Source organism: Pseudomonas sp. PLB05 (genome assembly GCF_021106615.1).
GTDB lineage: Bacteria > Pseudomonadota > Gammaproteobacteria > Pseudomonadales > Pseudomonadaceae > Chryseomonas > Chryseomonas benzopyrenica.
This window is the reverse complement of sequence record NZ_JAJOHO010000002.1, coordinates 143,590-168,236: the sequence shown is the minus strand read 5'-3', so window position 1 is coordinate 168,236 and position 24,647 is coordinate 143,590. Positions and strand designations below refer to the sequence as shown.

Annotated in this window: 23 protein-coding genes; 4 read left to right on the top strand and 19 right to left on the bottom strand. The window is 64.0% G+C overall.

What is annotated here, in order from left to right; translation table 11 throughout:
- Window positions 1-10: 10 nt before the first annotated feature.
- From atpA to rpmH, 15 genes are all read right to left on the bottom strand, one after another.
- Window positions 11-1,555, bottom strand: a complete 1,545-nt coding sequence (atpA, locus tag LRS53_RS07485; protein ID WP_017641467.1) for a F0F1 ATP synthase subunit alpha — start codon at window positions 1,553-1,555, stop codon at window positions 11-13.
- Between the two features lie 18 nt (window positions 1,556-1,573).
- Window positions 1,574-2,110 (bottom strand): F0F1 ATP synthase subunit delta, encoded by a 537-nt coding sequence (locus LRS53_RS07480; protein ID WP_017641468.1) that lies wholly within the window; start codon window positions 2,108-2,110, stop codon window positions 1,574-1,576.
- Between the two features lie 12 nt (window positions 2,111-2,122).
- A complete protein-coding gene (locus LRS53_RS07475; RefSeq protein ID WP_007160122.1) occupies window positions 2,123-2,593 on the bottom strand; it encodes a F0F1 ATP synthase subunit B in 471 nt (156 codons plus the stop codon).
- 55 nt (window positions 2,594-2,648) lie between these two features.
- The gene (gene atpE / locus LRS53_RS07470) at window positions 2,649-2,906 is read right to left on the bottom strand and encodes a F0F1 ATP synthase subunit C (RefSeq protein WP_003097235.1); all 258 of its coding nucleotides are present in this window, start codon (window positions 2,904-2,906) and stop codon (window positions 2,649-2,651) included.
- A 139-nt stretch (window positions 2,907-3,045) separates the two neighbouring features.
- On the bottom strand, window positions 3,046-3,909 hold the full coding sequence (gene atpB / locus LRS53_RS07465; protein ID WP_007160124.1) for a F0F1 ATP synthase subunit A: 864 nt from the start codon (window positions 3,907-3,909) through the stop codon (window positions 3,046-3,048).
- Window positions 3,910-3,925: 16 nt separating this feature from the next.
- The gene (locus LRS53_RS07460) at window positions 3,926-4,330 is read right to left on the bottom strand and encodes a F0F1 ATP synthase subunit I (RefSeq protein WP_017641469.1); all 405 of its coding nucleotides are present in this window, start codon (window positions 4,328-4,330) and stop codon (window positions 3,926-3,928) included.
- Window positions 4,331-4,476: 146 nt separating this feature from the next.
- On the bottom strand, window positions 4,477-5,349 hold the full coding sequence (locus LRS53_RS07455) for a ParB/RepB/Spo0J family partition protein (protein ID WP_017641470.1): 873 nt from the start codon (window positions 5,347-5,349) through the stop codon (window positions 4,477-4,479).
- 9 nt (window positions 5,350-5,358) lie between these two features.
- Window positions 5,359-6,153 (bottom strand): ParA family protein, encoded by a 795-nt coding sequence (locus LRS53_RS07450; protein WP_007160127.1) that lies wholly within the window; start codon window positions 6,151-6,153, stop codon window positions 5,359-5,361.
- 8 nt (window positions 6,154-6,161) lie between these two features.
- The gene (rsmG, locus tag LRS53_RS07445; protein WP_068384413.1) at window positions 6,162-6,806 is read right to left on the bottom strand and encodes a 16S rRNA (guanine(527)-N(7))-methyltransferase RsmG; all 645 of its coding nucleotides are present in this window, start codon (window positions 6,804-6,806) and stop codon (window positions 6,162-6,164) included.
- On the bottom strand, window positions 6,806-8,698 hold the full coding sequence (mnmG, locus tag LRS53_RS07440; RefSeq protein ID WP_064307085.1) for a tRNA uridine-5-carboxymethylaminomethyl(34) synthesis enzyme MnmG: 1,893 nt from the start codon (window positions 8,696-8,698) through the stop codon (window positions 6,806-6,808). The genes rsmG and mnmG overlap by 1 nt, the downstream gene beginning before the upstream one ends.
- A 444-nt stretch (window positions 8,699-9,142) precedes the next feature.
- Window positions 9,143-10,507 carry a tRNA uridine-5-carboxymethylaminomethyl(34) synthesis GTPase MnmE gene (mnmE, locus tag LRS53_RS07435; protein WP_064307086.1) on the bottom strand — a complete coding sequence of 455 codons (1,365 nt, stop codon included), beginning with the start codon at window positions 10,505-10,507 and terminating at the stop codon, window positions 9,143-9,145.
- Between the two features lie 63 nt (window positions 10,508-10,570).
- A complete protein-coding gene (gene yidC / locus LRS53_RS07430) occupies window positions 10,571-12,286 on the bottom strand; it encodes a membrane protein insertase YidC (RefSeq protein ID WP_064307087.1) in 1,716 nt (571 codons plus the stop codon).
- A gap of 2 nt (window positions 12,287-12,288) precedes the next feature.
- Window positions 12,289-12,537 (bottom strand): membrane protein insertion efficiency factor YidD, encoded by a 249-nt coding sequence (yidD, locus tag LRS53_RS07425; RefSeq protein WP_081594596.1) that lies wholly within the window; start codon window positions 12,535-12,537, stop codon window positions 12,289-12,291.
- The gene (rnpA, locus tag LRS53_RS07420; RefSeq protein WP_026083891.1) at window positions 12,530-12,931 is read right to left on the bottom strand and encodes a ribonuclease P protein component; all 402 of its coding nucleotides are present in this window, start codon (window positions 12,929-12,931) and stop codon (window positions 12,530-12,532) included. The genes yidD and rnpA overlap by 8 nt, the downstream gene beginning before the upstream one ends.
- Before the next feature lie 12 nt (window positions 12,932-12,943).
- A complete protein-coding gene (gene rpmH, locus LRS53_RS07415) occupies window positions 12,944-13,078 on the bottom strand; it encodes a 50S ribosomal protein L34 (protein WP_017641476.1) in 135 nt (44 codons plus the stop codon).
- A 525-nt stretch (window positions 13,079-13,603) separates the two neighbouring features.
- Here rpmH and dnaA point away from each other — a divergent pair.
- From dnaA to gyrB, 4 genes are read left to right on the top strand one after another with little or no spacing between them, the layout of a single operon-like run.
- Complete coding sequence (dnaA, locus tag LRS53_RS07410; RefSeq protein ID WP_017641477.1) at window positions 13,604-15,073, top strand: chromosomal replication initiator protein DnaA; 1,470 nt, start codon at window positions 13,604-13,606, stop codon at window positions 15,071-15,073.
- 28 nt (window positions 15,074-15,101) lie between these two features.
- On the top strand, window positions 15,102-16,205 hold the full coding sequence (dnaN, locus tag LRS53_RS07405; RefSeq protein ID WP_007160136.1) for a DNA polymerase III subunit beta: 1,104 nt from the start codon (window positions 15,102-15,104) through the stop codon (window positions 16,203-16,205).
- 10 nt (window positions 16,206-16,215) lie between these two features.
- Complete coding sequence (gene recF / locus LRS53_RS07400) at window positions 16,216-17,325, top strand: DNA replication/repair protein RecF (protein WP_017641478.1); 1,110 nt, start codon at window positions 16,216-16,218, stop codon at window positions 17,323-17,325.
- Window positions 17,322-19,742 carry a DNA topoisomerase (ATP-hydrolyzing) subunit B gene (gene gyrB / locus LRS53_RS07395; protein WP_017641479.1) on the top strand — a complete coding sequence of 807 codons (2,421 nt, stop codon included), beginning with the start codon at window positions 17,322-17,324 and terminating at the stop codon, window positions 19,740-19,742. The genes recF and gyrB overlap by 4 nt, the downstream gene beginning before the upstream one ends.
- A gap of 385 nt (window positions 19,743-20,127) precedes the next feature.
- On the opposite strand, the gene LRS53_RS07390 is transcribed toward gyrB, so the two are convergent.
- The 4 genes from LRS53_RS07390 to glyQ are packed head-to-tail and all read right to left on the bottom strand — an operon-like array spanning window position 20,128 to window position 24,444.
- Window positions 20,128-20,877 carry a lysophospholipid acyltransferase family protein gene (locus tag LRS53_RS07390; RefSeq protein WP_173148779.1) on the bottom strand — a complete coding sequence of 250 codons (750 nt, stop codon included), beginning with the start codon at window positions 20,875-20,877 and terminating at the stop codon, window positions 20,128-20,130.
- Window positions 20,877-21,419, bottom strand: a complete 543-nt coding sequence (gene gmhB, locus LRS53_RS07385) for a D-glycero-beta-D-manno-heptose 1,7-bisphosphate 7-phosphatase (RefSeq protein ID WP_231355507.1) — start codon at window positions 21,417-21,419, stop codon at window positions 20,877-20,879. Before gmhB ends, LRS53_RS07390 begins: the two co-directional genes overlap by 1 nt.
- A 2-nt stretch (window positions 21,420-21,421) precedes the next feature.
- A complete protein-coding gene (glyS, locus tag LRS53_RS07380; RefSeq protein WP_231355506.1) occupies window positions 21,422-23,479 on the bottom strand; it encodes a glycine--tRNA ligase subunit beta in 2,058 nt (685 codons plus the stop codon).
- A complete protein-coding gene (gene glyQ, locus LRS53_RS07375) occupies window positions 23,479-24,444 on the bottom strand; it encodes a glycine--tRNA ligase subunit alpha (RefSeq protein ID WP_231355505.1) in 966 nt (321 codons plus the stop codon). The genes glyS and glyQ overlap by 1 nt, the downstream gene beginning before the upstream one ends.
- Window positions 24,445-24,647: the final 203 nt, after the last annotated feature.

Here is a 24,647-nt window from a genome sequence, read left to right as displayed (position 1 = left end):
CCGTCGCGGCTTACCAGGTTTGCGTGGCCTTGAACTTCTCGATTCCCGCCTTGATGCCGGCGTCGATCTCGTCGTTGAAGTCGCCCTTCACGTTGATCTTGGCCATCAGGTCGGCGTGATCGCGGTTGAAGTAGGCGATCAGGGCCTGCTCGAAGCTACCGATCTTGTCCAGGGACACATCGCTCAGGAAACCACGCTCGGCGGCGTACAGGCTCAGGGACATCTCGGCGATGGACATGGGCGCGTACTGCTTCTGCTTCATCAGCTCGGTGACGCGCTGACCATGCTCGAGCTGCTTGCGGGTGGCTTCGTCCAGGTCCGAGGCGAACTGAGCGAAGGCCGCCAGTTCACGGTACTGGGCCAGCGCGGTACGGATACCGCCGGACAGCTTCTTGATGATCTTGGTCTGGGCCGCACCACCCACACGGGATACCGAGACACCGGCGTTGACCGCCGGGCGGATGCCCGAGTTGAACAGGCCGGCTTCCAGGAAGATCTGGCCGTCGGTGATGGAGATCACGTTGGTCGGAACGAAGGCGGACACGTCGCCGGCCTGGGTCTCGATGATCGGCAGCGCGGTCAGCGAGCCGGTCTTGCCGGTCACGGCGCCGTTGGTGAACTTCTCGACGTAGTCGGCGGAGACGCGGGACGCGCGCTCGAGCAGACGGCTGTGGAGATAGAACACGTCGCCGGGATAGGCTTCACGGCCCGGCGGACGACGCAGCAGCAGGGAGATCTGGCGATAGGCCACGGCCTGCTTGGACAGATCGTCATAGACGATCAGGGCGTCTTCACCGCGGTCGCGGAAGTATTCGCCCATGGTGCAACCCGAGTAGGGCGCCAGGAACTGCAGGGCAGCCGATTCGGACGCACTGGCTGCCACCACGATGGTGTTGTGCAGAGCGCCGTTCTCTTCCAGCTTGCGTACCACGTTGGCGATGGTCGACTGCTTCTGACCAATGGCGACGTAGACGCAGCGGATGCCGCTGTTCTTCTGGTTGATGATGGCATCGATCGCCATGGCGGTCTTGCCGATCTGACGGTCACCGATGATCAGCTCACGCTGACCACGACCAACCGGGATCATGGCATCGACGGCCTTGTAGCCGGTCTGCACCGGCTGGTCGACCGACTGACGCCAGATCACGCCCGGCGCGACCTTCTCGACGGCGTCGGTGGCGCTGGCATTCAGCGGACCCTTGCCATCGATGGGGTTGCCCAGAGCGTCGACGACGCGACCCAGCAGTTCCGGACCGACCGGGACTTCCAGGATGCGGCCGGTGCACTTGGCGCTCATGCCTTCGGCCAGACCCAGGTAGCTACCCAGGACCACGGCGCCGACGGAGTCTTGCTCCAGGTTCAGCGCCATACCGTAGATGCCGCCCGGGAATTCGATCATTTCGCCGTACATGACGTCGGCCAGACCGAAGATCCGCACGATACCGTCGGATACGCTGACGATGGTGCCTTCGTTACGGGCTTGCGAGGTCACGTCGAGCTTGTCGATGCGACCCTTGATGATTTCACTAATTTCGGAAGGATTGAGTTGCTGCATGCTACTGCCCCTTCAAACTCAAGGTTTCAACGCTTCGGCCAGTTGCGCGAGCTTGCCGCGAACGGAGCCATCGATTACCAAGTCGCCGGCGCGGATAACCACACCACCGATCAGGCTCGCATCCTCGGATGCATTAAGTCGCACGTGTCGACCTAGCCTTGCGCTGAGAGCCTTGGCGAGTTTGTCTTGCTGTTCTTCGCTCAGGGCGAAAGCACTGGTGACTTCCGCCTCGATGGATTTTTCCTGCTCGGCCTTGTACGCCTCGTAGATCTCGGCGATGGCCGGGAACAGGTCGATCCGGTTGTTTTCTGCCACGGTCCGAACGAAGTTCTGGGACTGTGCATCCAGCTGATCGCCACATACGTCGATGAGCAATCCGGCCTTGGCGTCCGCAGTCAACTGCGGCTGCTGAAGCAGCTGGCGCACGGTCCCATCTTGGGATACCGCGGCGAGCAGCCCGAGCGCGGCCGACCATTGGGTCAGCTGCTGCTGGGACTGTGCGAACTCGAAAGCCGCCTTGGCATAGGGCCGGGCCAGCGTGTTCAGTTCTGCCATTGGTGGCCTCGCTTAGATTTCCGCTGCCAGTCGGTCGACCAACTGGGCATGAGCATTGGCATCAACGGTCGATCCGAGGATCTTCTCGGCGCCGGCCACGGCCAGCACGCCGACGCGAGCACGCAGAGCGTCCTTCGCGGTGTTGATTTCCTGCTCGATTTCCGCCTGAGCCTGCGCCTTGATCCGGTCGCCTTCGGCACGGGCCTTGGCCTGTGCGTCCTCGACGATCTGAGCGGCACGCTTGTTGGCTTGCTCGATGATCTCGGCTGCTTGGCCCTTGGCTTCGTTCACTTTCTGGTTGGCTTGCTGCTGTGCCACTTCCAGATCACGAGCCGCGCGGTTGGCAGCGTCAAGGCCATCGGCAATCTTCTTCTCACGCTCACGCAGCGCCGAGATGATCGGCGGCCACACGTACTTCATGCAGAAGAGCACGAAGATGAAGAAGGCAACGGACTGGCCTATCAGGGTTGCATTAATGTTCACGCCAACACCTCGCTCGTTCGTTGTCCATCAGTCCTGCCTACACCCGCGAGGGTGATCAGCCGGCGATCTGACCAACGAAGGGGTTAGCGAAGGTGAAGAACAGGGCGATACCAACACCGATCATGGTCACGGCGTCGAGCAGACCGGCGACGATGAACATCTTGACTTGCAGCATCGGAACCATTTCCGGCTGACGAGCGGCGCCTTCGAGGAACTTGCCACCCAGCAGACCGAAGCCAATGGCGGTACCCAGAGCGCCCAGGCCAATCAGCAGAGCAACGGCGATCGCGGTCAAACCAACTACAGTTTCCATCTTTCCTCCCGACTTTTTTAGTCGTCTTGGTTAAGGTTGAAGCGAAAAAGTTTTCCCAAGTTACCCGGCGGACGAGGTCCTCCGAGACTCACGGCAGAACCGCCCCCGGACGCCGTCAGCAGCGTCCGGAAGCCATTCCTTAGTGACTTTCTTCGTGCGCCATCGACAGGTAAACGATGGTCAGCATCATGAAGATGAAGGCCTGCAGGGTGATGATGAGGATGTGGAACACCGCCCACGCCCACTGCAGCACGATACCCAGACCGCCCAGTGCCAGACCATTGGCGAACATGATGGCGATCAGGATGAAGATCAGCTCGCCCGCATACATGTTGCCGAACAGTCGCAGTGCCAGCGAGATCGGCTTGGCGATCAGGGTGACGAATTCGAGCAGGAAGTTGATCGGAATCAGGATGATCTGCAGCAGCGGATTCTTGCTGCTGAAGGGGTGCAGGGTTAGCTCGCCGAAGAAACCGCCGAGACCCTTCATCTTGATGCTGTAGAAGATGATCAGGCCAAACACCGACAGGGCCATGCCCAGGGTGGCGTTCGGGTCGGTGGTGGGCACCACGCGGAAGTAGGTGTGCTCGCCGAACAGCATGCCGGCCACGGACGGCAGCCAGTCCACCGGCACCAGGTCCATCAGGTTCATCAGGAAGATCCAGACGAAGATGGTCAGGGCCAGGGGCGCGATCAGGGCGTTCTTGCCATGGAAGGTGTCACGGACGCTGCCGTCGACGAATTCCACCAGCACTTCGACGAAGTTCTGCAGGCCGCCGGGCTGACCGCTGGTGGCCTTCTTGGCGATGCTGCGGAACAGCACCAGGAAGATCAGGCCGAGGGCGACCGACCAGCCGAGGGTGTCCACGTGGAAGGCCCAGAAGCCCATTTCCTTAGCTTCAGCGGGGGTGTGGGCGAAGCTCCAGCCGTTCACCGGATGCATACCATAGGTCAGGTTCTGCAGGTGGTGCTGGATGTAGCCCGAAGCGGAGTCTGCTGCCATGTGTGCCTCGAATGCCTTAAGGTCTAGTCGGTTTTTTCAGTAGCAAGGGCGCGCCAGCATTGACCATCAGCGTCAACAGATAGACGCCGAACAGTGCAGGAGCCGAAAGCGGTTTTACCCCGGCAAACGTCAGTGCAAAGAGCACTGCCGTGAGAATCAGTTTGCCCGCCTCGCCCGAGTAGAAAGAACGGACGATGTCTCGGGCGGCATGGGCGCCGCGATAGCGGAACGCCTTGAACGAAAAATACAGATTGGGCAGCCAGGCAATCAGCCCACCCAACAATCCGGAATAACCGGCGACCTTACCGACGAAGCAATACAAGACAACGGCGGCACACGACGCGACAGCCAGTTGGACGAGCAGCAGGCGAAAGGCAGGCTGATGATGGAAGGGCAGGCGTTTGGGCGTGCGGCGGTCCATCGGCTCGAAGTCCTCTGGTGTCGGCTTAATAGTTGTTTTCACTGGCATGCTTTGTGCCGACAAAAAGCGGGCAAAGTATAGGGGCGCGCCAGGGGTGGTTCAAGCCACCCCGGACAGATTGCCTTTATTGCCGGAAGGCATTTGTGTCAGCGAATGTGCGCCAGTACGCCTTGAAGTTCGTCCAAAGAGGTATAGCGGATCACCAGTTGACCCTTGCCCTTCTCGCCATGGCGGATCTGCACGTTGGCGCCCAAACGCTCGGCCAGACGCTGCTCCAGACGGCTGATGTCCGGATCCACGGCTGGTGCCTTCTCAACCGGCTCCGTTCCGCTGAGCCACTGGCGCACCAGAGCCTCGGTCTGGCGGACGGTGAGACCCCGTGCGACAACGTGCCGCGCCCCTTCGGCCTGGCGGGCCTTGGGCAGACCGAGCAGCGCCCGGGCATGGCCCATTTCCAGCTCGCCCTTGGCCAGCAGGTCCTTGGCGTCCTCGGCCAGCGCCAGCAGGCGCAGCAGATTGGTCACGCCCGAGCGCGACTTGCCGACGGCTTCGGCCACTTGGGCCTGGGTCAGCTCGAATTCGTCCTGCAACCGCTGCAGGGCCATGGCCTCTTCCAGCGGATTGAGATTCTGCCGCTGGATGTTCTCGATCAGCGCCAGGGCGATGGCCACCTGGTCGGGGACGTCGCGCACCAGGGCGGGGATGCGGTCCAGGCCGGCCTGCTGGCTGGCACGCCAGCGGCGTTCACCGGCGATGATCTCGTAACGGCCTTCGCCGATGGCACGCACCACGATGGGCTGCATCAGCCCCTGGACGCGAATGGAGTTGGCCAGCTCTTCCAGAGCGGTCGGATCCATGTGCCGGCGCGGCTGGTACTTGCCGCGCTGGATGATGTCCACCGGCAGCGATTGCAGTTCGCTGACCGGGGTGGCGGCGGCCTGCTCCTGCAGGACCTTGACGCTGGCACCGCCGAGCAGGGCGTCGAGACCGCGGCCCAGACCTCGTTTCTTCACAGCCATGGGGATTCCTTAGGCAGTCTTGGCGACGCGAGCCGCCTTACGCTGACGTTTGACCAGCTCGCTGGCCAGCTCCAGATAGGCCGCGGCCCCCTTGGAGCTCTTGTCGTAGACCAGCGCGGGCATGCCGTAGCTGGGTGCTTCGGCCAGGCGGACGTTGCGCGGAATGATGGTTTCGTAGAGCTCGTCGCCGAAGTGCTGCTTGAGCTGGGCGGCGACGTCGTTGGCCAGGCCGATGCGCGGATCGAACATGGTGCGCAGCAGGCCTTCGATCTTGAGCTGCGGATTCAACCGCTGGGCGATGTGCTGGATGCTGCCGATCAGATCGGTCAGGCCTTCCAGGGCGAAGTATTCGCACTGCATGGGGATGATCACGCCGTCGGCGGCCACCAGCCCGTTGATGGTCAGCATGGACAGCGACGGCGGGCAGTCGATGAGCACGTAGTCGTAGTTGTCCCGCACGGGGGCCAGGGCGTCGCGTAGGCGACTCTCGCGCCCGCTCATCTCCAGCAGCTCGACTTCCGCGGCGGTGACGTCGCGGTTCGAGGGCAGCAGCTGGTAGCCGCCGTGCTCGGAGAAGTGCATGGCGTCGAGCAGACCGCAGGCGCCGGTGAGGACGTCCAGCACCGAATGCTCCAGGGCATGCTTGTCCACCCCACTGCCCATGGTGGCGTTACCCTGGGGATCGAGGTCGATCAGCAGCACCTTGCGCCGGTTGGTGGCGGCCAGAGAAGCAGCGAGATTGATGCACGTGGTGGTCTTGCCCACCCCGCCCTTCTGGTTGGCTATCGCGTAAACCTTGGCCATGTACCGCCTTACCCCTCTCCGTTCGTGCGGCGCAGTATCAGCAAGTGCCGCTGGCCTTGGCAACCGGGAACCGCGAGGACGTGCGCCGCCGCAACTTGGAAATCCGCTGGTAGCTTGGCCAGTTCGTCGTCGGGGTGCAGCCCCTTCATCGCCAGCCACTGTGTTTGGTTGTCGCCCAGGTGGCGCGTCCAGGTGGCGAAGTCGTCGATGGCGCTGAACGCCCGCGAGACGATGCCGGTGAAGGGCGCGGCAGGCTGGTAGGCCTCGACGCGGGCGTGGACCACGTCGAGATTGGCCAGGCCCAGTTCGATCCTGGCCTGGGTCAGGAAGCGGGTCTTCTTGCCGTTGCTGTCGAGCAGGGTGAAGCGCGACTCGGGAAAGAGGATCGCCAGGGGAATGCCCGGCATGCCGCCGCCGCTGCCGACATCCAGCCACTGCCCCGCGCCTACGTAGGGGACGATGCTGAGGCTGTCCAGCAGGTGCCGCGAGACCATCTCGTTGGGATCGCGCACCGCGGTGAGGTTGTAGGCCTTGTTCCACTTGACCAGCAGGTCCAGGTAGCCCAGCAACCGCTCTTCCACGGCGGCGGTTAGGGCCACGCCGAGGGTCTCGGCGCCCTGACGCAGTTCGTTGGCTTGGATCGCGCTGGCCATCAGGCGCTGTGCTCCAGGCTGCGACCGGCGCTGCGCTTCTTGAGGTGGATCAGCAGCAGCGAGACCGCCGCTGGCGTGACGCCGGGAATGCGCGAGGCCTGCCCCAGGGTCTCGGGACGGGCCTGGGCCAGCTTGTGCTGGATCTCCTTGGACAGTCCGGAAATGCTGGCGTAGTCGAGCTCCGCGGGCAGCGCCACGGCATCGCTGGCGCGCAGTCGCTGGATCTCGTCCTGCTGGCGATCGATGTAGCCGGCGTACTTGGTCTTGATCTCGATCTGCTCGGCGACCTGGGTCTCGGCCGGCGTCTCGCCCACCGCGGCCATCAGGCCGGCATAGTCGATCTCCGGCCGGGCCAGCAGGTTCTGCAGGTTGTATTCGTGATTGAGCGGCGTGCCGAAACGCTCGGCGACCGCCGTGCCCTGGGGCGTTCCCGGACGGATCCAGGTGGCCTTGAGACGCTGCTCTTCCAGGACGATGCCCTCGCGCTTGGCTTCGAACAGCGCCCAGCGCTGGTCGTCCACCAGGCCCAGCTCGCGGCCCTTTTCGGTCAGGCGCAGGTCGGCGTTGTCTTCGCGCAGGATCAGCCGGTACTCGGCGCGCGAGGTGAACATCCGGTAGGGCTCCTGGGTGCCCAGGGTGATGAGGTCATCCACCAGGACGCCGAGGTAGGCCTCGTCGCGGCGCGGACACCAGGCTTCACGGCCCTGAGCGCGCAGCGCGGCGTTGGCCCCGGCGAGCAGACCCTGGGCGCCGGCTTCTTCGTAACCGGTGGTGCCATTGATCTGGCCGGCGAAGAACAGGCCGGCGATGACCTTGGTTTCCAGGCTGTACTTGAGATCCCGCGGATCGAAGAAGTCGTATTCGATGGCGTAGCCGGGCCGCAGGATGTGGGCGTTCTCCATGCCACGCATGGAACGCACCACCTCGAGCTGCACATCGAAGGGCAGCGAGGTGGAGATGCCGTTGGGGTAGAGCTCGTGGGTGGTCAGGCCCTCGGGTTCGAGAAAGACCTGATGGCTGTCCTTGTCGGCGAAGCGATGGATCTTGTCTTCGATGGACGGGCAGTAGCGCGGCCCTACCCCTTCGATCACGCCCGAGTACATGGGCGAACGATCCAGGTTGGCGCGGATGATGTCGTGGGTGCGGGCGTTGGTATGGGTGATCCAGCAGCTGACCTGGGCCGGATGCTGCTCGCGATTGCCGAGAAAGGACATTACCGGCAGGGGGGTATCTCCGGGCTGCTCGGTCATCACCGAGAAATCCACCGAGCGGCCGTCGATGCGCGGTGGCGTACCGGTCTTCAGCCGCGATACCCGCAGCGGCAGTTCCCGCAGGCGCTGGGCCAGGGCGATGGCCGGCGGATCGCCCGCTCGTCCACCGCTGTGGTTCTGCAGGCCGATGTGGATAAGACCACCGAGGAAGGTCCCGGCGGTCAGCACCACGTTGTCGGCATGGAATTTCAGGCCCATCTGGGTGACCACGCCGGCGACGCGATCGCCTTCGACGATGAGGTCGTCACAGGCCTGCTGGAATATCCACAGGTTCGGCTGGTTTTCCAGCGTATGGCGGATGGCCGCCTTGTACAGCACGCGGTCGGCCTGGGCGCGAGTGGCACGCACGGCAGGTCCCTTGCGGCTGTTGAGAATGCGGAACTGAATGCCGGCGAGGTCCGTGGCCGCGGCCATGGCGCCGCCCAGGGCATCGATCTCCTTGACCAGATGGCTCTTGCCGATGCCGCCAATGGCGGGGTTGCAGCTCATCTGGCCGAGAGTTTCCACATTATGCGTGAGCAGCAGGGTGCGCACACCCATGCGAGCGGCCGCCAGGGCCGCTTCGGTACCGGCATGGCCGCCACCGATCACGATGACGTCGAAACGGGAAGGAAAGTCCACCACGCACCTCGTGCCTGTTGGCAGGAATTCAAAGGAAAGCCGGCAAGTATAAGGCCTGAGCGGCTCTTGCAGAAGGGGTTCTGGCCAAAAAATGACCAGCCGTCAAGAGAGACCTCCAATATAAACAATAGGGAAGAAAGTTTTAAAAGGACTGATATAGAGCTTATGTATATGCAGGCACTTCGCTGTGGATAAGGTTATCCAGGCCTCGTCAGCACTGGGCTGGGGAAAACCTGAGCTCCGTGCATGTCTTGTGCTGTGGATGGATACAAGCTCTCAGCATCCTGTGGAGCCTTTGCCTGTTTATCCACATGCGCAGTCATGGACAACTCGTGCACCGATTTATGGGCAGACCTCAGGCAGGGTTATCAACAGGGCTCTGGAAGGGAGAGATGAGGACAGTCAAGGCCTGCCTTGCACAGGCCTGGAACGGCGGGCGGGGAATTACTTGCCGATGCAGAAGCTGGAGAAGATGCGGCCGAGCAGGTCGTCGGAGCTGAAAGCGCCGGTGATCTCGCCGAGCACCTGCTGGGCTTGGCGCAGGTCTTCGGCCAGCAGCTCGCCGGAGCCGGCCAGGGTGAGCTGACGATAGCCATGGTCCAGGGCACTGGCGGCTCTTTGCAGGGCATCCAGGTGACGCCGCCGGGCGCTGAAGCCGCCCTCGGTGGTCTGCTCGAAGCCCATGCAGGCCTTGAGGTGCTCGCGCAAGGCTTCGACACCGCCGCCATCGGTGGCGCTGAGGGCGATCTCGACCGGTTCGCTGGTGGCCAGCAGGCCGGTAACCTCGCCGGTGAGATCGGCCTTGTTGCGGATCACCGTCAGCTTGTCCAGCGGCGGCCGGGTGCTCAGCAGCTCTGGCCAGAGCGCCTGGGGATCCCGGGCTTCCGGCGCGCTGGCATCCACCACCAGCAGCACCCGGTCGGCGCCGGCGATGGCGTCCAGGGCGCGCTGGACGCCAATCTGTTCGACCCGGTCGGTGGTGTCGCGCAGGCCGGCGGTATCGACCACATGCAGCGGCATGCCGTCGATGTGGATATGTTCGCGCAGGACATCCCGGGTAGTGCCGGCGATGTCGGTGACGATGGCGGCTTCGCGACCGGCCAGGGCATTGAGCAGGCTGGACTTGCCGGCATTGGGACGGCCGGCGATCACCACGGTCATGCCATCGCGCAGCAGGGCGCCGCGATTGGCTTCGCGCTGGACCTCGTGCAGCTCGGCCTGGACGTCCTCCAGCAGGCCCTGCACGCGGCCGTCGGCGAGGAAGTCGATTTCCTCCTCGGGAAAGTCGATGGCGGCCTCGACATAGATGCGCAGGCGGATCAGCTGCTCGACCAGGCTTTCCACCCGGCGCGAGAATTCGCCCTGCAGCGAGCGCAGGGCATTGCGCGCCGCCTGTTCGGTGCTGGCCTCGATGAGGTCGGCGATGGCCTCGGCCTGGGCCAGATCGAGCTTGTCGTTGAGAAAGGCGCGTTCGCTGAATTCCCCGGGGCGGGCCAGGCGTGCACCCTCTTCCAGGGTGCGGCGCAGGAGCAGATCGAGGATCACCGGACCGCCGTGGCCCTGGAGTTCCAGCACGTCTTCGCCGGTGAAGGAGTTGGGGCCGGGAAAGAACAGGGCGATGCCGGCGTCCAGCACGCTGCCGTCGGCGGCGAGGAAGTTGCCGTAGTGGGCATGCCGAGGCGGCAGCTCACGGCCGCAGATCGCCCGCGCCAAGGGGGCGGCCAGGGGACCGGAGACGCGGACGATGCCGACCCCGCCGCGCCCGGTGGCGGTGGCGATGGCGGCGATGCTGTCGGAAGGCAGGGACATGACGATCCTCCAGAAAGCACGACGCCCCAATCAAGGGGCGTCGTGTGGACAGGGTGAGCGAGGTCAGGCCTTCTTGCTGGCCGCCTCGATCTTCCGGGTAATGTACCACTGCTGCAGGATCGACAGGCAGTTGTTGACGATCCAGTACAGCACCAGACCGGCCGGGAACCACAGGAAGAAGAAGGTGAAGACGATAGGCATCATCTTCATGACCTTGGCCTGCATGGGATCCGGCGGTGCCGGGTTGAGCATCTGCTGCACCAGCATGGTGGCGCCCATGATGATCGGCAGGATGAAGAAGGGATCCTTGGCCGACAGGTCGGTGATCCAGAACATCCAGGGCGACTGGCGCATCTCGACGCTTTCCAGCAGCACCCAGTACAGCGCCAGGAACACCGGCATCTGCACCACGATGGGGAGGCAGCCACCCAGGGGATTGATCTTCTCCTTGCGGTACAGCTCCATCATCGCCTGGGACATCTTCTGGCGATCGTCGCCATGCTGCTCCTTGAGCGCCTGCAGTCGCGGACCGACGGCGCGCATGCGCGCCATGGAGCGGTAGCTGGCGGCGGACAGCGGGAAGAACAGCAGCTTGATGATGATGGTCAGGACGATGATCGACCAGCCCCAGTTACCCAGGATGCTGTGGATATGCTGCAGCAACCAGAAGATCGGCTGAGCGATGAACCACAGGAAACCGTAGTCGACGGTCAGCTCCAGACCGTGGGACAGGGTCTTGAGGTGCTCCTGGATCTTCGGACCGGCATAGAGGGTCAGCGAGGTCTCGCCCTTGCCACCCGCCGGCACGCTGAACTGCGGACCGGTGAAGCCGACGATGTAGTTGCCCTGGGCGTCCTTGCGGGTGGTGATCTGGTGCTGCTCGTCCTTGTTCGGCACCCAGGCGGTGACGAAGTAGTGCTGCAGCCAGCCGACCCAACCACCCTGCACGGCTTCCTGCAGGCGATTCTTGTCCATGTCGCTCATGGACACCTTGCGATAGGGCTCGGCCGGGGTACCGACGGCGGCGCCCAGGTAGGTGGACACGCCGGTGGCGGTGGTCGCCGAGGGATCGCCGCTCTTGTCCCGCTTGAGCTGGGCGTAGAGCACGCCGTTCCAGGCGTTGGCGCTCTGGTTGTCGATCAGGTAGCTGACCTGGATCTGGTAGGCGTTCGGGTTGATGCAGGTGATCTTCTTCTGCGCCTTCTCGGCGTCCGAGCAATCGACCTTCAGGCCCCGGTGGAAGGTGAATCTCTTGGTGTAGTCGACGCCGTTGGCCTGGTACTTGAGATCCACCACCAACTGCTGTTGGCCATCGGCGAGCACGTAGCTGGACTGGGCCGAGGTGTACAGCGGACGCCCGGCGCTGTTGGCGTCGGGACCGTTGGCACCGGTCAGGCCGCTCTGGGCCAGGTAGAGACGCTCGTTGCCGTTGTCGAACAGCATGAAGGGCACGTCGGGATGATCCTGACGGCGGGGGTACTGCACCAGACCGAGCTGGACGATGTCGCCGCCGCGGGGATCGATGGCCAGATCCAGGACGTCGGTACGTACCTTGATGAGCGCAGTGCTTGCCTGAGCGGTCGAGTTGTCCACCGGCGCCGCAGCCTTGGCGTCAGCGGGAACATCGGTGGGCACGTTGGGAGTGTCACCCGGCAGGACGCTGGTCTGCGTCTTGGCCGTGGGCAGATCGGCCTGGCCGTAATCCTTGTTCCACTGGAAAACCAGGGTGTAGGACACGATCGCCAAGGCGGCAATGAGTAGCGGGCGCTTGATATCCATGTTTACTCGGCCATCGAAGAGGTCGGGGCTGGGGTCTTTGCGGGAGGAACGGGATCATATCCGCCTGAGTGCCAGGGATGGCACCGGCACAGTCGCCGTGTGGTCAGCCAGCCACCACGCAGCAGCCCGTGGCGCTCGATGGCTTCGAGGGCGTAACCGGAACAGGTCGGATAGAAACGACAGTGACTGGCCATCATGGGGCTAATGGCATAACGGTAGAAGCGAATCAGCAGCAGGGCCGGTTTACGCATGAGCACCGTCGGGACTGTCGGTTGGGTGGGCAACGGTCTTGCTCGCCTGGCGATTGAGACGTTTCCACAGTTGCAGCAGCTGATCGTGCAATTCGGGATTGTCGACTTCGCCAAGTCCCTTGCGGGCGACGAAGACCAGATCGAAGCTGCCCAGGCGGTCCTGATTCAGACGGAAGGAATCTCGGATGACCCGCTTGATGCGATTGCGCTCGACAGAAAGCTTGACGCTCTTCTTGCCGATGACCAACCCCAGACGGGAATGGTCGAGCCCATTGGCATGGGCGAGCAGCAGCAGGTGCTTGCCGGATGCCTTGTGGGTGGGAGAGTCAAAGACCGCTTGGAACTGTTGGGAGCTCAGTAAGCGCCTGTCCCGACCGAAACCCTGACTCACCACCTGACCGGGCAATCAGATCGCCAGACGCTTGCGGCCTTTGGCACGGCGACGGGCGAGAACCTGACGGCCGTTCTTGGTTGCCATACGAGCACGGAAACCGTGGACACGGGCGCGCTTCAGGGTGCTGGGTTGGAAGGTGCGTTTCATGGACTTTTACCTAGGTGAAAGCGGCAAGGCATGAGTGCCCCGCGCAAAGAGACCGGCGATTCTAGAGAAAGCCTCGATGCAGGTCAATTTCCAACCAGCACCGGCTGACAGGAGACCAGGCAAATAAAATCAACAGGTCAGAAGGTTTTAAAAGACTGTTGAAGTGAATATGTATGGTGCAGCGGATTTCTGTGGATAGATCGTGCCAGGGCAGATGGCCTCTGCGCTGAGCGGGAACGGAAGTCTGTTTTCAACAGGTGCAATTCGGGTGCTCTGCCTGCTGAGAGGCTGTGGATAAGCAGACCTGTTACGCACAGCACGATTATCCACAACAAAAAGCCCCGGGATGTCCAGAGAGGTCAGACGGCGTTATCCACAGAGCTGACGGTCATGGGTCCGCCCCTGATGGCCGTAACGGCTATCTACCGGGAAACTGCGTGGCCATGTGGATAACCTGGGTGGGGAGGGATACAATGGGCGTTTGCTCATGGCCCGTCCGGGCCGCTCCAGTTCTTGGGAGACGCTGTGTCGGTCGAACTCTGGCAACGTTGCGTGGATGTGCTGCGCGACGAGCTGCCTTCGCAACAATTCAATACCTGGATCCGGCCACTGCAGGTGGAAGCGGAAGGGGATGAGCTGCGGGTGTTCGCGCCCAACCGCTTCGTGCTCGACTGGGTCAACGAGAAGTACCTGAGCCGTATCCTCGAATTGCTCGAGGAACATGCCGACGACGGCATCGCTCCGGTGCTTTCCCTGCTAATCGGCAGCAAGCGCAGCAACAAGCCGCGCCCGGCCCAGACGCCCAGCAGCCAGAGCAGTCCGCTGCCACCCCCGGTGCAGGCGCCGCAACCGATCCAGTCGGATATCGTCACCGCGGGCGTTGCCCTGGAAGACGTGACCGCGGAACTGGCCGAGGCCGACGAGCCGGCGGTCAAGACCGAGCGTACCGTGCAGGTGGAGGGTGCGCTCAAGCACACCAGCTATCTGAACCGGACCTTCACCTTCGAGAACTTCGTCGAGGGCAAGTCCAACCAGCTGGCTCGTGCCGCGGCCTGGCAGGTGGCGGACAATCCCAAGCACGGCTACAACCCGCTCTTCCTTTATGGGGGCGTGGGTCTGGGTAAGACCCACCTGATGCACGCGGTGGGCAACCACCTGCTCAAGCGCAATCCGAACGCCAAGATCGTCTATCTGCATTCGGAGCGCTTCGTCGCCGACATGGTCAAGGCGCTGCAGCTCAACGCCATCAACGAATTCAAGCGTTTCTACCGTTCGGTGGATGCGCTGCTGATCGACGACATCCAGTTCTTCGCCCGCAAGGAGCGGTCGCAGGAGGAGTTTTTCCACACCTTCAACGCCCTGCTCGAAGGTGGACAACAGGTGATCCTCACCAGCGACCGCTATCCCAAGGAGATCGACGGCCTGGAAGAGCGGCTCAAATCGCGTTTCGGCTGGGGTCTCACCGTGGCCGTGGAGCCGCCGGAGCTGGAGACGCGGGTGGCGATCCTGATGAAGAAGGCCGACCAGGCCAAGGTCGACCTGCCCCACGACGCCGCCTTCTTCATCGCCCAGCGCATCCGCTCCAACGTGCGGGAACTGGAAGGCGCGCTCAAGCGGGTGATCGCCCATGCCCACTTCATGGGCCGGGACATCACCATCGAGCTGATCCGCGAATCGCTCAAGGATCTGCTGGCGCTGCAGGACAAGCTGGTCAGCATCGACAACATCCAGCGCACCGCGGCCGAGTACTACAAGATCAAGATCGCCGATCTGCTGTCCAAACGCCGCTCGCGTTCGGTCGCCCGGCCGCGGCAGGTCGCCATGGCGCTGTCCAAGGAGCTGACCAACCACAGCCTGCCGGAAATCGGCGACGCCTTTGGCGGACGCGATCACACGACGGTGTTGCATGCCTGTCGCAAGATCGCCGAACTTCGGGAATCCGACGCGGATATTCGCGAGGATTACAAGAACCTGCTGCGTACCCTGACCACCTGACGGACGCGGCCCTGGCAAGGACCTGACCATGCATTTCACCATTCAACGCGAAGCCCTGTTGAAACCGCTGCAGCTGGTGGCCGGTGTCGTGGAACGTCGGCAAACGCTGCCGGTGCTGTCCAACGTACTCCTGGTCGTGGAAGGCCAGCGGCTGTCGCTGACCGGTACCGACCTGGAAGTCGAGCTGGTTGGCCGGGTCGATCTGGAAGAAGCCGCCGAAGCCGGTGAGATCACCGTGCCGGCGCGCAAGCTCATGGACATCTGCAAGAGCCTGCAGCCCGATGCGCTGATCGACATCCGCACCGAGGAACAGAAGCTGCTGATCCGTGCCGGACGCAGCCGTTTCACCCTGTCCACCCTGCCGGCCAACGACTTCCCCACCGTGGAAGAAGGTCCGGGTTCGCTGAAATTCAGCATTCCCCAGGGCCGCCTGCGCCGCCTGATCGAGCGCACCGGCTTCGCCATGGCTCAGCAGGACGTGCGCTACTACCTCAACGGCATGCTGCTGGAAGCCAGCACCGGACGCCTGCGCGCCGTGGCCACCGACGGTCACCGCCTGGCCATGTGCATGCTGGAGGCCGATGTCGACCAGGCCGAGAAGCACCAGGTCATCGTGCCGCGCAAGGGCATCCTGGAGCTGTCGCGCCTGCTCACCGAACCGGAAGAGCCCGTCAACGTGGTCCTGGGCCAGCACCATATCCGCGCCACCACGGGCGACTTCACCTTTACCTCCAAGCTGGTGGACGGCAAGTTCCCCGATTACGAACGCGTCCTGCCACGGCATGGCGACAAGCTGGTACTGGGCGAGCGTCAGCACCTGCGCGAGGCCTTCAGCCGCACCGCCATTCTCTCCAACGAGAAATACCGGGGCATCCGCCTGCAGCTGGAAAACGGCTTCATGAAGATCCAGGCCAACAACCCGGAGCAGGAAGAAGCCGAGGAAGAGCTGCAGGTCGACTACGATGGCGGCAGCCTGGAGATCGGCTTCAACGTCAGCTACCTGCTCGACGTGCTGGGCGTGATGACTACCGACCAGGTGCGCATCACCCTGTCCGATTCCAGCAGCAGTGCGCTGTTGCAGGAGGCGGGCAACGACGATTCCTCCTATGTCGTGATGCCGATGCGCCTCTGATCGCCGCTCGATGACGCTGATCCGCTTCAACGCCGACCGCCTGCGCAATCTGCAGGCGGTCGCGCTTCAACCCTCGCCACGGGTCAATCTGCTGCATGGCGCCAACGGCAGCGGCAAGACCAGCCTGCTGGAAGCCATCCACCTGCTGGGGCTGGCCCGCTCCTTTCGCAGTACCAAGCTGGCGCCGGTCATCCAGCATGAGCAGGCCAGCTGCACGGTGTTCGGCCAGGTGCGGCTGCCCGGTGGCCAGGACTGCAACCTGGGCATCCAGCGCGAGCGCGGTGGCGACTACCAGATCCGCATCAACGGCGAGAATGCCCGTAGTGCGGCGCAGCTGGCCGAGGTGCTGCCGCTGCAGTTGATCAACCCCGATGGCTTCCGGCTGCTCGAAGGCAGTCCCAAGATCAGACGGCAGTTTCTCGACTGGGGCGTGTTCCACGAGGAACAGCGTTTCCTGCCCCTGTGGCAACGCCTGCAAAAGGCGCTCAGGCAGCGAAATCACTGGCTCAGACGTGGTAAAATCGACCCTGCGGCGCAGGCCGCCTGGGATCAGGAACTGGCCCTGGCCAGCGGCGAGATCGATGGCTTTCGCCAGGCCTATATCCAGCGTCTGAAGCCGGAGTTCACCGCGGTGCTGGCCGAGCTGATCCAGCTCGATGGCCTGACCCTGAGTTACTACCGCGGCTGGGACCGCGAGCGCGATCTGCGCGAGGTGCTGGCAGACAGCTTGCCACGGGATCTGCAGCTGGGGCATACCCAGGCCGGTCCCCAGCGCGCCGACCTGCGGATCCGCATCGGCAACCACAACGCGGCGGACATCCTGTCGCGCGGCCAGCAGAAGTTGGTGGTGTGCGCACTGCGCATCGCCCAGGGGCGGTTGGTCAACCAGGTCAAGCGGGGCCAGTGCGTCTATCTCATCGACGACCTGCCTTCGGAACTGGACGAGGGACACCGGCTGGCCTTGTGCCGGCTGCTGGAGGCACTGGAGTGCCAAGTCTTCATCACCTGTGTCGAGCGCGAGACGCTACAGGCCGCCTGGCGGCCGGAGACAGAGGTCAGCGTGTTTCACGTGGAACACGGCCATATCAAGCAGACCCACACTAGCGGGAGCCAAGCATGAGCGAGACCAATACCTACGACTCTTCCAGCATCAAGGTGCTGAAGGGACTGGATGCCGTGCGCAAGCGCCCCGGCATGTACATCGGCGACACCGATGACGGCACCGGCCTGCACCACATGGTCTTCGAGGTGGTGGACAACTCCATCGACGAGGCCCTGGCCGGCTTCTGCAGCGAGATCAGCATCACCATCCACATGGACGAGTCCATCACCGTGCGCGACAACGGTCGCGGCATCCCGGTGGACATCCACAAGGAAGAAGGCGTCTCGGCGGCCGAGGTCATCATGACCGTGCTGCACGCCGGCGGTAAGTTCGACGACAACACCTACAAGGTGTCCGGCGGCCTGCACGGCGTGGGCGTCTCGGTGGTGAACGCCCTGTCCGAGGAGTTGCGGCTGACCATTCGCCGCGCCGGCCAGGTGTGGGAGCAGGTCTATGTCCACGGCGTACCCCAGGCGCCGCTGGCGGTGATCGGCGAGACCGACACCACCGGTACCCAGGTGCACTTCAAGCCATCGGCCGAGACCTTCAACAACATCCAGTTCAGCTGGGACATCCTGGCCAAGCGGATTCGCGAGCTGTCCTTCCTCAACTCCGGCGTCGGCATCGTCCTGCGCGACGAGCGCAGCGGCAAGGAAGAGCTGTTCAAGTACGAAGGCGGCCTGCGCGCCTTCGTCGACTACCTGAACACCAACAAGACCGCGGTGAACGAGGTGTTCCACTTCCAGGTGCAGCGCGACGACGATGGCGTCGGCGTGGAAGTGGCCCTGCAGTGGAACGACAGCTTCAACGAAAACATCCTCTGCTTCACCAACAACATTCCCCAGCGCGACGGCGGCACCCATCTGGCCGGCTTCCGTTCGGCGCTGACGCGCAACCTGAACAGCTACATCGAGGCCGAGGGCCTGGCCAAGAAGTTCAAGGTGGCCACCACCGGTGACGACGCCCGCGAAGGCCTGACCGCCATCATCTCGGTCAAGGTGCCGGATCCCAAGTTCTCCTCCCAGACCAAGGACAAGCTGGTCTCCTCCGAGGTGAAGACCGCGGTGGAACAGGAGATGGGCAAGCACTTCTCCGACTTCCTGCTGGAGAATCCCAACGAGGCCAAGGCGGTGGTCGGCAAGATGATCGACGCGGCCCGGGCCCGGGAAGCGGCGCGCAAGGCGCGGGAGATGACCCGCCGCAAGGGCGCGCTGGACATCGCCGGCCTGCCCGGCAAGCTGGCGGATTGTCAGGAAAAGGATCCGGCGCTGTCCGAACTCTACATCGTGGAGGGTGACTCCGCCGGTGGTTCGGCCAAGCAGGGCCGCAATCGGCGCACCCAGGCGATCCTGCCGCTCAAGGGCAAGATCCTCAACGTCGAGAAGGCGCGCTTCGACAAGATGCTCTCCTCCCAGGAGGTGGGCACCCTGATCACCGCGCTGGGCTGCGGCATCGGCCGCGAAGAATTCAACATCGACAAGCTGCGCTATCACAACATCATCATCATGACCGATGCCGATGTCGACGGTTCGCACATCCGTACCCTGCTGCTGACCTTCTTCTTCCGCCAGATGCCGCTGCTGATCGAGCGGGGCTACATCTACATCGCTCAGCCGCCGCTGTACAAGGTGAAGCGTGGCAAGCAGGAGCAGTACATCAAGGACGACGAGGCGATGGAGGAATACCTGACCCAGACCGCCCTGGAGGAAGCCAGCCTGCACGTCAACGAGAACGCCCCGGGTCTGTCCGGTGTGGAACTCGAAAAGCTGGTGAACAGCTATCGCCAGGTGATGAAGACCTTCAAGCGCCTGTCGCGGCTGTATCCGGCCGACGTCAGCGAACACCTGCTGTACCTGCCCCGCGTGGGCGTGGAGCAGCTGGGTGACGAGGCTGCCATGCGCGAGTGGCTAGCCACTCTCGAGACGCGCCTGAAGGCCGCCGAGCGCAATGGCACCACCTACACCTTGAGCCTGCGCGAAGATCGCGAGCGCAGCCTGTGGCTGCCGGAGGTCGAGACCCGGGCCCATGGCCTGTCCAGCTACGTGACCTTCAACCGGGATTTCTTCGGCAGCAACGATTACCGCCTGGTGACCGAGCTGGCTGCCCAGCTGGACAACCTGCTGGAAGAAGGCGCCTATGCCAAGCGCGGCGAACGCCGTCGCCCGGTCAGCACCTTCAAGGAAGCCTGGGAGTGGCTGATGGTCGAGACCAGCAAGAGATTCAACATCCAGCGCTACAAGGGCCTGGGCGAGATGAATCCGGATCAGCTGTGGGAAACCACCATGGATCCGAACGTGCGTCGCATGCTGCAGGTGACCATCGAGGACGCCGTGGCGGCCGACCAGATCTTCAACACCCTGATGGGCGATCACGTGGAGCCGCGTCGCGATTTCATCGAGAGCAATGCCCTGGCGGTGTCGAACCTCGACGTCTGATTCCAGCGGTTATGCACAAGCCCCGCCATGCGGGGCTTTTTTGTGGAAAACATTCTGGCTAGACGGAGATGCCGTTTCGTTCCCTGGGAAGGATTGCCGCTCATCTTATAGCCAGAGGTTTTGTGGATAGTTTTCCTCAGCTGCTTTTCGCGAACCCAGGAAAGCAGCACAAAGAGGCCGTGCCATGCGGCATAGAGACACAGGCTATAACGGACGATCCTGTGGATAAGCCTGGGAATAAGCTTATCGGTACTTGTGGATGACAGGGGATTCGCGGTAGCGGCCCACGATCAGGACGCAGGAAAACCTTAGGATTTCCTGTGGATAAGTCTGTGGGAAACACAAGGAAAACTGCCGGAAACAGCCAGGCCTTGCGGCCTGGCGATCAGGCGACGCAGCGCTCGACCGGGCTGGCGTCGGGCTTGGGGGCGAGAGCCTGTTCGATGAAGGCGAAGCAGCGGGCATTGAGATCGACAATGGCGCGGGGATCCTGGCCCTGGGGATAGAGCAAGGGGCCGATGCTGACCTTTATGGTTCCCGGCGACTTGATCCAGGAACGATTGGGCCAGTAGGCGCCGGCATCGTGGGCGATGGGCAGGATGGGCACGTTCAGGCTGCAGGCCAGGGCGGCGCCACCGCGGGAGAACTTGCCCAGCTGACCGTAATCGATGCGCGTGCCCTGGGGAAAGATCAGTACCCAGCAGCCTTGGGCCAGGTAGCGGCCGCCCTGCTCGGTCAGCTGCTGGAGAGCCAGCTTGCCGTTGTCGCGGTCGATGGCGATGGGCTTGAGCAGCGAGAAGGCCCAGCCAAAGAAGGGAATCCGCAGCAACTCGCGCTTGATCACCTGGGAGGTGGGTTCGAACTGGGCGGACAGGAAGAAGGTTTCCCAGGTGCTCTGGTGGTTGGCCACGATCACGCAGGGCTGCGCCGGGACGTTTTCCAGCCCTTCGATTTCGTAACGAATGCCGCAGATGACCTTGGCCAGCCAGACGGCAAAGCCGGTCCAGGCCTTGACCACTAGCCGATAGCGGGCGCGATAGGCCAGGAAGGGCGCGATCAGCAGGCTGACGCAGGACCAGAGGATGCCGCTGGTCCCCAGCAGCACGTAGAACAACAGGGTACGCAAGAGCCGCATCAGCGCGTTTCCTCGAGCAGGTGATCAGCCACCGCGGCCAGGTCGGCGAAGACCCGGGTGCCGGCTGGCAAAGGCTTGGCCAGGGTGCGCTCGCCCTTGCCGGTGCGCACCAGATAGGGGGTGCAGCCCAGGGCCACGCCGGCTTCCAAGTCGCGCAGGCTGTCGCCGACCACGGGGACTCCCGCAAGATCAGGGCGGCCATACTGGGTGGCGATGGCGCGGAACAGGCCGGGCAGCGGCTTGCGGCAGCTACAGCCCGCTTCCGGGCCATGGGGGCAGTAGAGGATCAGATCGACCCGACCGCCCTCCTCCGCCAGCAGGCGTTGCAGCTTCTCGTGCATGGCCGCCAGGTCATCTTCCGTGAAATAGCCCCGGGCCAGACCTGACTGGTTGGTGGCCACGGCTACCTGCCAGCCGGCCCGGTTCAGCCGGGCGATGGCGGCGAGGCTGCCGGGCAGCGGTTGCCACTGCTCGGCGCTGCGCACGTAGTCATCGGAATCGACATTGATGACGCCGTCGCGGTCCAGCACGATCAGCTTCATGCCTAGCCCAGCACCGAGATGTCGGCGATGCCGAGGAACAGGCCGCGCAGGTGGGCGAGCAGCGCATAGCGATTGGCGCGGACGCGCTCGTCCTCGGCGTTGACCAGTACCTCGTCGAAGAAGGCATCCACCGGGGCGCGTAGACTGGCCAGGCGTTCCAGGGCTTCGCGGTAACGGCGGGCTTCGGCCAGGGGCGCGGCATCCTGCTCGGCGTCGGCAATGGCGGCGGCCAGGGTGCGCTCGGCGTCGGTCTCGAACAGGGCGGCATCGGCCTGGGCCGCGACCTTGCCCTCGAACTTGCCGAGCAGGTTGGAGACGCGCTTGTTGGCGGCGGCCAGGGCTTCAGCCTCCGGGAGGCGACGGAAGGCCTGCACGGCCTGGACGCGCTGGTCGAAGTCCAGCGCCGAGGCCGGGCGCAGGGCGCGCACGGCCAGGTAGGCGGCGGTGTCGATGCCTTCGTCCTCGTAGCGGGCGCGCAGCCGGTCGAAGACGAAGTCCAGCACCTGCTCCTGCAGGCCGGCAGCCTTGACCCGCTCGCCGTAGCCGGCGATGGCGAAGGCAACGGCGGCCGGCAGATCCAGCTCCAGGCCTTTCTCGATGAGGATGCGCAGCACGCCCAGGGCCTGACGGCGCAGGGCGAAAGGATCCTTGCTGCCGGTGGGCAGCATGCCGATGCCGAAGATGCCGACCAGGGTGTCGAGCTTGTCGGCCAGGGCCACGGCCGCACCGGTCAGGGTCTGCGGCAGTTCGGCGCCAGCGCCACGCGGCATGTACTGCTCGTTGAGGGCCAGGGCCACGTCTTCCGCCTCGCCGCCCTTCCTGGCGTAGTAGTAGCCGGCGATACCCTGCATCTCGGGGAATTCGCCGACCATCTCGGTGGCCAGGTCGCACTTGGCGAGCACGCCGGCGCGGTGGGCGCGCTCGGCATCACCGCCGATGCGTTCGGCGATGAACGCGGCCAAGGCGGCAACGCGCTGGGCCTTGTCGTAGACCGTACCGAGCTGGGCCTGGAAGACCACGTTCTTGAGGCGCTCGTTGAAGCTTTCCAGCGGCTGCTTCTGGTCCTGCTTGAAGAAGAACTCGGCGTCGGTGAGACGGGGGCGGACCACCTTCTCATTGCCGCTGACGATCTGCGCCGGATCCTTGCTCTCCAGGTTGGCCACGGTGATGAAGCGCGGCAGCAGCTTGCCCTGGGCGTCCAGCAAGCAGAAGTACTTCTGGTTGTCCTGCATGGTGGTGATCAGGGCTTCCTGGGGCACCTCGAGGAAGCGTTCCTCGAAGGCGCACACCAGCGGCACCGGCCATTCCACCAGGGCGGTCACCTCGTCCAGCAGCGCGGGCGGCACCACGGCGCTGCCCTGCTCCGCCGCAGCCAGTTCGGCCACGCGGGATTCGATGAGCTGGCGGCGCTCGGCGAAGTCGGCCAGCACATGGGCGGCACGCAGGTCGGCGGCGTAGTGGGCCGGGGCGCTGATGCGCACGGCATCGGGATGGTGGAAGCGATGGCCGCGGGACTCACGACCGGCACGGCGGGTGAGGATCTCGCAGTCGATGACTTCGTCACCGAGCAGCATCACCAGCCACTGGGTCGGCCGGACGAATTCCTCGCGGCGGGCGGCCCAGCGCATGCGCTTGGGAATCGGCAGCTCGGCCAGGGAGGCTTCGACGATGCCGGGCAGCAACGCGGCAGCGGGCTGACCGGGGATGCTCTGGGAGAATCTCAGCTTGGGACCGCTGCGATCGATGGCGCTGATGTCGACGCCACACTTGCGGGCGAAGCCCAGGGCGGCCTGGGTCGGCTGGCCATCGGCGCCAAAGGCGGCCTGGAGCGGCGGGCCGTCCAGGTTGACGCTACGCTCGGGCTGCTGGGTCTGCAGGGCTTCGACCAGCACGGCCAGGCGGCGCGGCGCGGCATAGGCGCGGGCGCTGGTGTAGCCAAGGCCGGCCTGCTTGAGGCCCTTCTCGATGCCGGCGAGAAAGCTGTCACTGAGGGTCTTGAGCGCCTTGGGCGGCAGTTCTTCGGTACCCAGTTCGACCAGGAAATCCAGAGTGGTGCTCATCATTCGCCCTCCTTGAGCAGCGCCTGGACATCGTCGCGACCCAGGACCTCGTCACGCAGCGCCGGGGTGGACAGGGGGAAGCCCAGGCGGGCACGGGCCTTGAAGTAGCCCTGGGCGACGCTGCGCGCCAGGGTGCGCACGCGCAGGATGTAACGCTGGCGCTCGGTCACCGAGATGGCGCGGCGGGCGTCCAGCAGGTTGAAGGTGTGGGAAGCCTTGAGCACCATCTCGTAGGTGGGCAGCGGCAGGTCCAGGGCGATCAGCCGATTGGCCTCGGACTCGTAGAAGTCGAACAGCTCGAACAGCTTGGGCACATTGGCGTGCTCGAAGTTGTAGGTGCTCTGCTCCACCTCGTTCTGGTGGAAGACGTCGCCGTAGGTCACGGTGCCGAAGGGGCCGTCGGCCCAGATCAGGTCATAGACCGAGTCCACGCCCTGCAGGTACATGGCCAGGCGTTCGAGGCCATAGGTGATCTCGCCGGTCACCGGGTAGCATTCGATACCACCGGCCTGCTGGAAGTAGGTGAACTGGGTGACTTCCATGCCGTTGAGCCAGACTTCCCAGCCCAGACCCCAGGCGCCCAGGGTGGGCGATTCCCAGTTGTCCTCGACAAAGCGCACGTCGTGCACCAGCGGATCCAGACCGATGGCGGCCAGGGAGCCCAGGTAGAGCTCCTGGAAGTTGTCCGGATTGGGCTTGAGGACCACCTGGAACTGGTAGTAGTGCTGCAGGCGGTTGGGATTCTCGCCATAGCGGCCGTCGGTGGGGCGGCGGCTGGGCTGCACATAGGCGGCGTTCCAGGTCTCGGGACCGATGGCGCGCAGGAAGGTGGCGGTGTGGAAGGTACCGGCGCCAACTTCCATGTCATAGGGCTGAAGTACTACGCAGCCCTGCTCGGCCCAGTATTGCTGCAAGGCCAGGATCAAGTCTTGGAAGGTGCGCACGGTGGGCTTGGACTGGCTCACGAAAGATACCCGTTCGGCTGCGACGAAAAGCCGGGGAGTATAGCTGAAAGCCGGAGGTGGCCACATGGGGGCTTTAGGGCTGCCCGACGGGAAAGTGCCTGCTCCCGTTATCGCAACCGTGGGCCAGCGTAGGTTGGGTTGAGCGTAGCGAAGCCCAACAGTGTCTCGGGGCGCCGGCGATGTTGGGCTTCGACGATAGCGCC